This is a genomic window from Shewanella sp. SM74, from assembly GCF_025653725.1.
In the GTDB taxonomy this organism is placed as follows: Bacteria; Pseudomonadota; Gammaproteobacteria; order Enterobacterales; family Shewanellaceae; genus Shewanella; species Shewanella oncorhynchi.
In genome coordinates this window covers 75881-88051 of the sequence record NZ_JAKKRZ010000019.1, presented here as the reverse complement: position 1 = coordinate 88051, position 12171 = coordinate 75881, and the positions used below count along the sequence as shown (strand labels likewise).

At 42.4% G+C, this 12171-nt stretch carries 12 protein-coding genes; 10 read left to right on the top strand and 2 right to left on the bottom strand.

What is annotated here, in order from left to right:
* The coding region (locus tag L5M49_RS17905; protein WP_411569100.1) for a transposase family protein at positions 1-185 on the bottom strand (185 nt) is incomplete at its 3' end.
* A 43-nt stretch (positions 186-228) separates the two neighbouring features.
* Between L5M49_RS17905 and L5M49_RS17900 the strand changes: the two genes are divergently transcribed.
* The 9 genes from L5M49_RS17900 to L5M49_RS17860 all read left to right on the top strand — a co-directional run bounded on the left by L5M49_RS17900 (position 229) and on the right by L5M49_RS17860 (position 9810).
* Positions 229-669 (top strand): hypothetical protein, encoded by a 441-nt coding sequence (locus L5M49_RS17900; protein WP_263266585.1) that lies wholly within the window; start codon positions 229-231, stop codon positions 667-669.
* 99 nt (positions 670-768) lie between these two features.
* A complete protein-coding gene (locus L5M49_RS17895) occupies positions 769-1482 on the top strand; it encodes a hypothetical protein (RefSeq protein ID WP_263266584.1) in 714 nt (237 codons plus the stop codon).
* A gap of 303 nt (positions 1483-1785) precedes the next feature.
* The gene (locus tag L5M49_RS17890; RefSeq protein ID WP_263266583.1) at positions 1786-3762 is read left to right on the top strand and encodes a hypothetical protein; all 1977 of its coding nucleotides are present in this window, start codon (positions 1786-1788) and stop codon (positions 3760-3762) included.
* A gap of 176 nt (positions 3763-3938) precedes the next feature.
* Positions 3939-4445, top strand: coding sequence for a hypothetical protein (locus tag L5M49_RS17885; RefSeq protein ID WP_263266582.1), 507 nt, complete (start codon positions 3939-3941; stop codon positions 4443-4445).
* Between the two features lie 224 nt (positions 4446-4669).
* Complete coding sequence (locus tag L5M49_RS17880; protein WP_263266581.1) at positions 4670-5038, top strand: hypothetical protein; 369 nt, start codon at positions 4670-4672, stop codon at positions 5036-5038.
* Between the two features lie 39 nt (positions 5039-5077).
* Positions 5078-5866, top strand: coding sequence for a hypothetical protein (locus L5M49_RS17875; protein ID WP_263183191.1), 789 nt, complete (start codon positions 5078-5080; stop codon positions 5864-5866).
* A gap of 2 nt (positions 5867-5868) precedes the next feature.
* Entirely contained in the window at positions 5869-6330 is a 462-nt protein-coding gene (locus tag L5M49_RS17870) for a hypothetical protein (protein ID WP_263237095.1), read from the top strand.
* A 64-nt stretch (positions 6331-6394) separates the two neighbouring features.
* Positions 6395-7561, top strand: coding sequence for a hypothetical protein (locus tag L5M49_RS17865; RefSeq protein WP_263266580.1), 1167 nt, complete (start codon positions 6395-6397; stop codon positions 7559-7561).
* 512 nt (positions 7562-8073) lie between these two features.
* The gene (locus tag L5M49_RS17860; protein WP_263266579.1) at positions 8074-9810 is read left to right on the top strand and encodes a hypothetical protein; all 1737 of its coding nucleotides are present in this window, start codon (positions 8074-8076) and stop codon (positions 9808-9810) included.
* A gap of 130 nt (positions 9811-9940) precedes the next feature.
* On the opposite strand, the gene L5M49_RS17855 is transcribed toward L5M49_RS17860, so the two are convergent.
* Complete coding sequence (locus L5M49_RS17855; RefSeq protein ID WP_263266578.1) at positions 9941-10297, bottom strand: hypothetical protein; 357 nt, start codon at positions 10295-10297, stop codon at positions 9941-9943.
* A gap of 548 nt (positions 10298-10845) precedes the next feature.
* Here L5M49_RS17855 and L5M49_RS17850 point away from each other — a divergent pair.
* The gene (locus L5M49_RS17850; protein WP_105250986.1) at positions 10846-12096 is read left to right on the top strand and encodes a dicarboxylate/amino acid:cation symporter; all 1251 of its coding nucleotides are present in this window, start codon (positions 10846-10848) and stop codon (positions 12094-12096) included.
* The last annotated feature ends 75 nt before the right edge of the window (positions 12097-12171 follow it).

Here is a 12171-nt window from a genome sequence, read left to right as displayed (position 1 = left end):
AAATCTTCAATATCTTCCCAGCCCTGACAGCCAGCAATCACAGCGCATAGCGTGAGAAACAGCACATCAAACAGTGGGTAAGTGACTTTGGCGGACTGGCGAGTGTCTTCGATGCTGGAAAAGTGTTCAGAAAATACGTTCAGGTTCACGGAATTGCCCTTTTGCAAAAGGCAGTATCTGATCATAAGCTGGCGATTGGGTCAACTACTAGCTTGGTTTGGTTGAAAAATGTTCGTGATCTTGCCCTGGTTGCCCCCCCCTGCCGAGCTTGATATCTCAGTACCACAAGCCAACTGTTTAAAAGCCGTTGATGTTGTAAAAAACCAAGATGTTGCACTTTTTAAATCGATTTTTTACCCTGTTGCGGTAACGGATACACAAGTCGCACAACATCTAAAAATAACACATGATAAATACTACACAAAAAATCATTTCGGGATAAAGAATTTTAATTTAGCCGAGTATGCTAATTATTATTTCGAAGATGCTAAAAATTCAAAAAATAATACAGTAAGCTCTGAAGCAAAACGTCGAGATCATAACATTCAACTCTGGATAGGTTACCATTTTGACTCAATTAACCCCCAAACCAATAAAGAAGAAGGGAGTTCAGGTCATTGTCGCTTCGCCTTAGTGGAAGATAATTGGTATCTGCTTAACTTGTTATAAAGCGTTAAATTGCGAACAACTATATTGACTCAGTTAGACTCACTATATTAAATTTAGCATTACAGTAATCCATTGGATTACTGTAGCAAAGGCGAGAGTATGCAAGAAAAGTTAACTATCAATGACAAATCTTGGTTTGAAACAACTCATTTTAAAGGAATGGAAACCCTTAGCACCACTAGCGATATGTCATTTAAAGTGGTTTCTTTTTTCTATCCCCTGTCTATGCCTAAGCAGTTACTGCTGTCTTTGGGCTTGCTATTAATGGGCTTATTGCCTTTTATCACCCCTGGTGCAATTGCGTTATTCCCACAGTTCCCGACAGTGCCACTGACACTTGTTATTATCAATATGTGCCTAGTCCCTGGGCATTTTATAATCAGACATTACTTAATCAAGCGACAATACAAATTGAATGGTACGCAACAGATACACATCAATAACGACAGAATTTCATTACCTGTCAACAGTCTAGTAAATGAGCCAAATGGTCAATTGGAGCTAGCAAAAACAGATATCAGCGGTATAGATATTGTATATTGGGTGCAAACCAACAAGGGGGTAACCACTCGTACCATTTACGAAACCCATATCTGCCTAGTATCAGGTAAGTCACTAAAGCTAGACGTCCTTCATTACCCACTGAAACAGATGTTTTATTTAATGGTATATTTTGACTACCCAGTCAAAATTATTCAACGACATTGCTCTGCTAAATATATTTTTAAAATCGTGCTTTTAGCATTCCCTGTAGTGGCTCATTTCGCGCTAACAGCCCTTATGGTAATGCAGGTCTCTCATCTAAAACTGTAGGTCAATATCTCGATATGACACTAATGTTGGGGCTGAATTATAGCTTCGATTTTTCGAGGTCAATTGGAAGGTAGCGAATAGGAAACGTCAGCTGTACGCAGCTTGAAACTGCGTATAAATGGTATGTCTAAGACGACCAGCCGTTTTAATCAAACTACATCAAACACAAGTTAATACTTTAGCGTGATTGAGGAGATGGACTCTAGACGTAAAAATGGCAGGCTAAAAAAGAAACATACTGGTAATTATGTCAATTACTTAGTCAGTTAGCCAAACCCTGCTTACATCACAAGGACGTTTATTTTGCCATCTTCCCACACAGCTCGGATCCTATCCTTAATCGCCCTTTTAGCCATGCCGCTATTTACACAAGCAACAACTGTCACGCCCACAGAACACCATGGCACTTGGGCAAACAAAGATGAAGATGGTGATGGCGTGCCCGATGAATTGGATGATTATCCGTTTGATAAATATAAAAGTCAGTACGCCTTAGTTGCTGAAGAAGAGTTCAATAATAATCAAGATGTTGCAAATCATGTCCAACAAATCCCATCGCGTATTTCTGGGGTTGTGCAACAAGTCAATGATCTCGATTTTTACCAGATAAAACTAGAGGCAGGCAAATCAGTCACGTTTTTATTATCTTCCCAAAGTCATGATTTCTCACCAGGTATGGCAGTGTTAGATAGCGAGGGACTAGCTATCCTTGCATGGGCACCAAACTATCAGCCTGTCGGAAAATATAAGCGCGCAATCCAAGTAAAACCGAGGACATCAGGCGTTTATTATCTGGTAATCAATGACAAACTTTTCCGCGGCAGGCCTGATTTTAACTACAAGATAGCGGCATTTTTTGATAATGACGTAGATGCCATTGATGACGCAATAGAACCAGCCTTCGGTTTTGAAGCTTATTCTCAGGATACTGATAATGATAATGATGGTATTTATGACGGGGAAGAGTTCTATGTATTTCAATCTGACAATCTGATGCTGCATGACGTCGATGGCGATGGCTTACCCAACTGGCTCGATGATGATACTGATGCAGATGGAATAAAAGATGGCTTGGAGGGTGCGACTGACTTAGATAATGACGGATTAGCAGCGTTTGCTGACCTTGATGCCGATGGAAACTCGGTATTGGATGCCATGGAAGTAGGTAAGAATAGTCAATCTCCGCTCAATTTTGATGGCGATGCACTGGCTGATTTCATCGATCTCGATGACGACGATGATCTTATTTTAGATGTCAATGATATAGAACCTCATTCACGAGTAAGATCTGCGGCCTACCCTTCTGAAAATTATAAAGAAATTAGAACTATCTATTATCTACATGATGGACAGACTCCAATAAAAGACGTTTTAATTGCGAATAAAAAACATCGAATATTGGGTGATGGCCTGAGTGACGGTTTACTTGTATTTGCCCGTAAGTCTGGTGAACCAATTAATATGCCAGTCAAAGTCAATCAAGATGCAAGTGTGGATTTCATTTTGCCAGAGGACGCAACCCAAATGTATTTTGTTGCCTCAAATCTAATCAGCGCCAATGGCATTGATATCCTTTATCGTAATGAAAATATCCCCATAATACACGAGCAAACGGCTCTGCGGGCAAAACCGGGCGCTGAAATGTTACTGAGAGGCAGCCATTTTAATGAACAGACTAAAGTGGTTTTCTCTGGACAAGAGATTATGCCGCGCTCAATCAACCCAGTTGAATTAATTTTTGATATTCCCAATATCGCTGTTTCGGGAGAATTATATGTCAAAAATACATACGGCAAGAGCAATACCCTTAATGTGCAAGTTAATCGCTCAGTGTTACTAAAAATAGCCTCTGATGTATCCCTCAAAGCGTCGACGTTATCTGCGCTATCAATGGGCAGTGATAATGAAGCTCCTCTCTTTTTTAGAGTTCAAAAAGAGTTACTACTACCAGTCTCCAACAAAGGGTACGACCAAATATTGGTATTCTTAGGCGATCAACAAATACTTAATGCCGTCTATTATGGTCAGTCTGAAATCACTGTTGATTATGCAACTACAGCGGTATCACGTGCTTGGCAATTTGGCGGCATTAAAAGCACAACTTTCATCCCTGACTATCAATCATTCTTTGTACAAACCCAATCCCTACCCGAAGTTAAGCAACTCGAAGAGTATATTCGTAGCCACATCACAAAGCCCGAAACGTTTAATCAACCGCCTTTTTTTCAGAGGGTCGCGGCGGCAGGCGATGCAGTGAACAAATTACTCAATACGTTATAGCGAGATAACTACCAGAAATAATGAGATACCCATTAGAACCATGACGCACTCGCAAGCTGATGCAGTAACGCGATGCGATTATTCTTAATGACAGAAATCGCGTATTTCTTACGAAATATAAGTCAGCAATACGGGTCTCAACCCTGTGGCATAACACTCTTGATATTGGAACTCATATGAAATTACAGAAACTCTGCCTATTTAAACTCGGTAAACCTATATCTCTACTGCTAGGGCTTGCAGCGATATTCCCCATGTACGCCACTGGTTCAGAGTTACCTGCTGAATTAATTGCCGAGCTTAAACCCCGTTGTGACAAAATGATGCAGGATATTCGCGATAACAAAATGGATGACATGATTAAAGAGTTTCATCCCATGTTACAGACATGGAATGAGGGCAAGTTAGCGAAGAAGATGGCCATGCTCAGCATCAATGGTTATCAGCGGGAAGATATTGGACAAGTTCCTTTAGACAAAATGGTTTTTTCACCACAAAAATCAAGCTTTCGTAAACCCAGTAAAGAGAACATAGGCCAATATCCCGATATGACACAAATGGTGGAGTTGAACTATAGCTTCGATTTTGTAAAACCTAATGGAAGAGAGCTAACTGGTGGTGTGAGCTGCAATCTGTTTGAAGCTGCCGGTAAATGGTATTTCGAAGATAATCTGCCGTTTTAACCAAACCTTACCTAACAAAAGTTAATACTTTAGCGTGATTGTGATGATGGACTCTAAAAGCAAAAATAACTGACGAAAAAAACAGGCTAACAACATATTAGATGTCAATCGCTTAGCCTGTCTGTTAGCCGAGATTCACTTTCATCACAAGGACGTTTATTTTGCGACTAACCCACTCCGCCCGAACTCTATCCATAATCGTCCTTTTATTTATGCCGCTATGTGTGCAAGCAGTAAATCAAAAATTAGACGATGAATTAAAACAACGCTGCTTAGGTACTTTCGATTTTATTAAGACCCAAGACCTAGCGGCCTTTATCGCTCTCATGCCGTACGCACCAACTCAAAAAGAACAGGAATATGCGGGCGAGATTTTGCAACGTTCCCATAAACGTTGGTATGTTGACCGAACCATGGATGAAATTACTCACAAAGGCGTGAGCTATAGCACAGCAGACGAATCTAAACGGCAAAAAGGCGCTATCCAAGAAGCAAGAGTTAAACTGCTGATCACCAGCCCCAATAATCAAGCCTCGGTCAGTTGCAAATTTGTCGAAACACCAAAAGGTTGGTTCCTCTCCAAATTGCCGTAAGTGACCTAAAACAGACAACGACATAAAGGCAAGGTAGTGATGCAGTATTCGCAATTATCTAAAAAAGCTCAAAGATTTATCAATCCTGATGGATTACCTGAACAGCTTCGCCTTGCAACTAAGAGCCATTATGTTCGTCGAGGGTTAGCATTATTGGGACTATTGCCACTTTCGGCATCTCTTATCATGACGATCACCCTCGACGGCGGTGAGCAGACTTTTTACCAGTTTATGGTGGCATTGTTGCTACCTGTAGTGCTCATTCTCTGGGCGCTCAAGCAGCATTTAGTGCTCGATAATCCAAGTCAGCAACGCTTTGTACAATCACAATTTTTGGGGTATCACTTCGAAAAAGCCTACCTAGCACCACTGAAATCTACTGAGTTACTATTGCGCCACGATAGTTACAACAGAAACCAATATGAGCTTAAGTTGCATAATCTTGTGTACTCCATCGGCAGTTTAACCGATACCACTCAAGCTATGATGTTCTTTGTACAGACATTTAATCTTCCTGCCAAAGAGCAAATCACCCAATTTCCCAATATCCGTGAGCTAGACATACTCTCATCGAATGAACCACTTATCGCGTCACTCTCGCTAAATGATCAGAATAAACCGCTAGTGCAAGAGGTCGACACCATCAACACGGTCGATGGATATAGCGCACAAGCGATTGACGCTAAAGAGAATGACAATCCTACTCATCGTCCGCCTTCGGCAGATATCGAACCACTTTGGCACCCCAAATTAATACTTAAACTGTTTTATCCGCTGCCATTTATTATGGTGTTTGGCTTTGCGATGAAGTTTATTGGAAGCCTATAGCGATGCACTTTAAACAACTCTCACCGACCATAGCAATCATGGCTAAAACTCGAGCACAAAGCATTGGGCGATGGATTTTTGCAAGCCTAGTCGCTTCAATCACCTTATTTAACGCACTAGGTTTTGAACATTGGTCCTATGGCGAAGTGATTATCTGGTCATTCATTGCACTTCTTAGTTGGCATCTGCTATTTGCTCGAAGGCGTATTCAGATTGATCTCGAACGACAACTGATCACCACTAAAGTCAGTTCGCTCTATCCGCTAACTCAACAAGTCATCCCCATCAACCACATCGCAGCATTTCAAATACGGCAACGTCTCGGCCAGCCCCATGGGTATGATTTGTTGATAGTGATGGATACTCAAATTGAACCATTGAAATTTCAATATGGTGACTTGCACCAAATACAGGCGATAGGTAAGCAATTATCAACATTTTGCAATGTTCCCCTGCTTAGCTAACTGGAACCTACTATGTATGTTTTAAAATAATCTGAAAATTGAAGCTAAACGGATATTGATACTTATGGAAAAGATAAGAATTATTGCACTGTGTAGTTTACTTGCCTGCAGTATTTTTCCTGCTAGCGCCGCACAGGATAGAGATCAGGCTTTGGCGACTTTTGACAGCCAAACAGTACCACTCATAGAGCAAGCCATTGCATTAGGGGAAACAGCGCCTGAGGACAGAATTGACGATGCGTTAGATCGTCATCAAGGTGATGCACTTGCCGTTATAAGGGAAGGCATTCCTCAACGTCTGGCGATTAAGGCAAAGCAACAGCTTACGTTAGCGAATGAGTACCTTAGGTATTTTAAAGAATTACAGCAGCAAGTTCCGCATGCGAGTCAATGCCATCAACCAGAACTTGTGGCAGATTTCAGAACACAAATCAAAGAGCTCAACGCCTATGTGGATAGGCTCAACACTTACCCTAAACTCCAAAACCTAGGCGACGCTTTTCCAGCCTTAATGGACATGAATATTAATCAGGCACGGGTTAACACCTTAACGAGTCTGTTTCATCGATTTCGGCTCTGTGTTTTAGGCGATGATACACCAGCTATTGTCGATGGACTCACAGGCGAAAAAGGGGATGCAATAGCCAACGCCTTTATTAATGTATTTGCTGCTAAACAGGGCTTGCCCCACCCAACTGCATCACAAAATATGGCAGATGAAATGGCTGAAGATGATGCGCCAATACTCGATGATATGGGAGATGAACAAGCCATCGAAGAGGATACTGAGCAAGACAATAGCGAGTCTGATGAGCCTGAAACGGAGATCTCTACTGAGATTTCACAACCGATATCCGCCGTTAAATTCAGCAATATGCCACTTAATGACTGCATCCAAAAACAAACTAAGCTCTTCGCTATTCAGCAGAGCCAAGAACTCAGCCTGCTTAACTGCCAATTTAACCCCACAGACATAGTGACGCTGCAAGATCTCAGCGCCTTTAACAATCTCGACACCCTAAGCTTAAAAGATGGCACGCTCAGCACACTCGGTAATCTGAACAGTAATAATCTTAAAACCTTAATGCTGACCGATATGAAGGTAACTGACTTTTCTGGTAAAAACATAAAACTCGATAGCCTGTTCCTCAGCCGCATTAGCTCAAATAATTGGCCAAGCTTAATCGAACTTAACGTACGGACCATCAGCATTGACAAAACTGTAAATTGAGCTGAACTCAAACCATTATTGGCATCAGAAAAGCTTATTCCTATCCATCCTGGACTGAGTCCAACAGACATGGCAGAACGTATGCAACAAGCTGAAGCCAATGGCATACCACTGTTAATGCTGGAATGTGCGATCTAACCAGCTCAAGTCTCTCATTAAAATCTTCAAGCTAAGTATGCACCTTTCATACTTTTGCATACTTGTTTGATTTTTAAACAGAAAGGAAAATGCACAAGCAATTAACACTAGCACAACAGTCGCCTGAGTTAATTACAGGATTGGATGTTAAGTCGTAGCGAGAGGGATTTCTCTAAAAAATGGTAAACGTCTCATCAAAAGCGTTCTCAATTGCTATCCGCTATTGCCTACCCCGTCATCGCACCCAATGTAAAGCCAATCACATTTCAACAATAGAAAAACGCTCCAAGATATTGATTAATATTAAAATAAAATAGACACAGCTTAAATAATGGCGATGGAAGTTGCCGAGTATATTCACGTAAGGATACAAGATGTTTAAACCTAAACTGCTCTCTTTGCTTATCGCCACCAGTTTACTGACGGCATGTTCTGGCTCGGACGATAAAGATGATACAACACCGATCCCAGAGCCTACTCCACCGACTGAATATGCGCATAACGTTACTGGGCAAGTCAGCTATATCGGTGCCATCGCTGGTGCGAATGTGTGTGTCGATCTCAACCAGGACTTAAGCTGCTCTGAGGGCGAACCCAGCACAACGACGGATACCGATGGTAAATATCAAATAGATTGGAAAAGCGAGACCGAAAAACCGAAGTATTACCTGCTGGCAAATTGGGTTGATAGCACGCCTTCATCTGCACGCTCTGCATTGGCTGTTAGCGCAGCCTCGGGCTACGCCAACACCAGCACGACAGGCAATGTCAATATAGTCGCCCTGCCCGACCATGCCGGTTACATCAATGCGCTGACTAATATTGAGTTTTCACGCTATCGAAAAATGATTGAGTCCGACTTAACGCCACAGCAAGTGATTGAGTTCCGAGCAAAACTAAAAACCTTATACGCCAGTGGATTTAAACAAGTCGAAGCCGATTTATTTAGTCTGTCTCCCGAAATCACCCTGCAACCAACATTTATCGACACGATGCTGTTACACGATTATCTGCTAAACCTCACCAATGAGCGCACAGTGGAAATTTTGGCAGCCATCGAAGTGTTAATCGCCACATTTGAAGCCTTCGAGAATTTAATCAAGGGTTATGGCTTTGGGACAACGGCTTACCTGCAAACTAATCCCGTCGCCATCACCAATAAGGTTGAAAGCACACTAGTGTCCTTCGGCTATATGGAAGCGCCAGTTGATGATAAAGCGATGAACAGCACTGACTGGGATACAGTATTTAGCAGCATGCTCAACCATGCTGGCGAATCTCATCTGCTCAATATCGAAACTGTTCGTAGCAGCCATTTCATTACCTTAGATTATGGTGTTGAGCATCAAAGCATGCTTGGCGTGATCTCAGGTAGCGCAGTGATGCTTATCGACCAAACGCCGGGAGAGGAGATCGCCAACGAATGCTGGAATGAGCCGATGAAAAAATGGATTAATCCCTCGCGTAACGATCAAGGTTATATCCTTAAAGAACCGATTATCGAAGGCAATCTATTAAAAACCGTTTACGCTGGTACTGATATCGAAATCCAGATGAATTTTAATAAGTATCAGAACACGGCCGCCGACTGGCAGGATTTGCTGGCAAACCTTCCTTCAGATCTTAAGCTGACGTCACTCTCTTGGCCGGCGCAAATATATCGTACTGATGTTAAACAAGCAGCCGACGTAATTTGCCGCGCAGAAGATCCCATTACCTATGAAACAGGCGTTGAAACCGCAAGCCAGCTGTCCTCTAGCTTGTTGGTAGAGCTGTTGTGGCCCCACGCTTACCCCGAGAGTTACATTGAGGACTCAGCAAATAAATTCACCATTCTCGATAGTTTCGGTCAGCCCGAAGGCCAATATGAATGGGAGATTAGCGCCAGTCCAAACGGTGGCAAGCTGTTAACCATCACTGAAATCGTCGTAGAACCGATTGAAAACAAAATCGTGCGACCATACCACTACCTTGTCACCTCCAACTTGCTAACAGAGGCTGATCTATACAAGGCTTTTGATTCTGCTGAAAATAAACAGTTTTATCGCTTCACCTACGACAGCAGTTTCAGCAATACGCTGTACAACCACTTTAAGTCCTTAGCAAAGTAAACCTTAATCCATCCGAGCCCCTGAAGTGACATTTCGGGGCGTTTATCTGGGCTCATCTTAAGTGGCTAAGCGCCAAGGTAACGTAGGGGTGACTCGTCACCCATAGCGCCATCAAGCAAATTAGCACCGATTAAAGGCTTATAAACGCATCTCGCTCATAGTAAAAGATAATAGCTTCAAGTCGTTCCTGTTCACTGGGCTGAGCTTTTTGCTGCTTAAGATTATCGATTACATCCTCGATTTGATCCATATTGAGCAGATAGCAATAACCATTGTTTATCAGACTATCTTCAAACTCATCGATTTCTTCATTAGACCAATCCCTCATATCATCGACAATTGGCAGTAGCCGCGTGGTCAGTTGGAGAATTTCATTTTCCGCAGTATCTTGATAAACAAGCCAATATTGTAAGCCTCGCTGAGTAATACACTTATTAATCCAGTTTTTTAACGGCTCTGATTCGCCAAGGAATGATCCTATATCCACCAATGTCTCCTTCATATTAACGTCAGAGTGACATGTTAACTTGCTTAAAAAATATAAGTCTATGGCTTTGAGTTAATCTGCTCCTTCCAATCTCTTGCAGTCAGTTCATCCATAAATAATGGAAAAAACGGGTTGTATACCACAGAAAAAACTACGCAAAGGTTAAAATTGATACTTTCAACAGTCGTTATATCTACCCAACGCGACTCTGCAACCCAACGCAAAATCACAATTCATCAATTCGGCAGTTAAAATCCCACAATAAAATAAGCTTTATTCATTTTTAAGCGCATAAATTTAAGCATTCCTCATTTAACGTTAACATGATTTAGACTTTGGTTATTTTGAAACCAAGGTTAGTGATGTTTCACAATCCCCTGCTATGCAATTGTGGTACTTTACTCGGTCAAAAATGTCGGGCATTTGCCTTTAACATAGAGTGAATCTTTAGCCTAGAGTAAGCCTTAATCACTAAAGCTTGAGTCGTCTAGGTTCAAATCGTCTGTGCATGACACAAAATGCTGCGGCAACTGGGGAGTTTCGCAAGAATGAAGAGCAAGAGTTTATTAGGTAACATTGGTGTGCAAGTGGTTATTGCCATGATTATCGGCGCACTGGTGGGTTTTATCATGGGCGAGAGTGCAAGTGTGTTTGCACCACTCGGAACCATTTTCATCCATTTAATCAAAATGCTAGTGATACCACTGGTATTGGTTTCTATCATCAGCGGCGCGGCGAGCTTAGGTGACAGCCCATCGGCGGGTAAGATTGGCATTGGCACTTTCGGCTTTTTTATTGTCACGTCGGGCTTTGCCGTTGTGCTTGCACTCTTGATGGGTAATCTGTTCCAACCGGGTGCAGGCGTTGATTTTACCGCCCACAGCAGCACAGACTTGATGGAAGTAACCAAGGAACATGGCGCATTGCCCGGGGTAATGGATACCTTTATCGGCATGATCCCAACCAATGTGTTCGAGTCACTGAACGGCGGTAACATATTACAAATCTTAGTCTTTAGTATCTTCTTCGGCATCGCACTGACTAAAGTTAAAGGCGATGGTGCTAAACCTATTTTGGCCGCACTCAACACAGTCGTTGATGCCTTTGTGTGGATGATCAACTGCGTGATGATCATTGCCCCTATCGGTGTATTTGGTTTGATGGCCGATTCTGTCGGCACTTTCGGTTTCGATGCACTAGAAGTCGTGTTTAAGTTATTCGCCGTGTTTGTGGCTGCGATTCTGATCTACGGCTTTATCTTCTTCCCATTAGTGGTACAACTCTTCTCAAGAGTGTCGGCGCGCCAGTTTATTTCGGCAATGAAGAAGCCGCAGGTGATGGCCTTATCGACCGCCTCTTCAATGGCAACTCTGCCAGTGAATATGGAAACCTGCGAGGAAGATCTTAAAGTCTCTAAGGCAACCACGGCTTTTGTACTGCCGTTAGGCGCCACCATTAATATGAGCGGCAACGCGATTTATTATGGTTTAGTGGCCATGTTCTTCGCCCAAATGTATAACGTTGATCTATCGATGACAGCCTATGCGGCCATCATTTTCACCTCAACCTTAGGTGCAATTGGTCAAGCTGGTGTGCCAGGCCCATCCTTTTTAGTGGTGGCAGTGCTGTTAGCTGCGGGAATTCCTATCGATGGTTTACCTTTGCTGTTTGCGTTAGACAGGGTTTTTGACATGATCCGTACCGCACTCAATATCACTGGCGATGCGGCTTGTGCCTTGATCATGGATAAATACACAGAAGTTGACGTTAAAGCGGATAGTGAGCGCAGCTTAAGCTAACTCAAACACTTTGAATATAGGCTTGAATAGGCAATGCTTATTCAAGCCTTTTTTATATCTGCAGCACGGTATAAT

Coding starts and splice junctions, on each gene's coding strand:
- L5M49_RS17875 (WP_263183191.1), top strand. CDS start 5,078: ATGCAGTATTCGCAATTATCTAAAAAAGCTCAAAGATTTATCAATCCT.
- L5M49_RS17865 (WP_263266580.1), top strand. CDS start 6,395: ATGGAAAAGATAAGAATTATTGCACTGTGTAGTTTACTTGCCTGCAGT.
- L5M49_RS17885 (WP_263266582.1), top strand. CDS start 3,939: ATGAAATTACAGAAACTCTGCCTATTTAAACTCGGTAAACCTATATCT.
- L5M49_RS17850 (WP_105250986.1), top strand. CDS start 10,846: ATGAAGAGCAAGAGTTTATTAGGTAACATTGGTGTGCAAGTGGTTATT.
- L5M49_RS17895 (WP_263266584.1), top strand. CDS start 769: ATGCAAGAAAAGTTAACTATCAATGACAAATCTTGGTTTGAAACAACT.
- L5M49_RS17870 (WP_263237095.1), top strand. CDS start 5,869: ATGCACTTTAAACAACTCTCACCGACCATAGCAATCATGGCTAAAACT.
- L5M49_RS17860 (WP_263266579.1), top strand. CDS start 8,074: ATGTTTAAACCTAAACTGCTCTCTTTGCTTATCGCCACCAGTTTACTG.
- L5M49_RS17900 (WP_263266585.1), top strand. CDS start 229: ATGTTCGTGATCTTGCCCTGGTTGCCCCCCCCTGCCGAGCTTGATATC.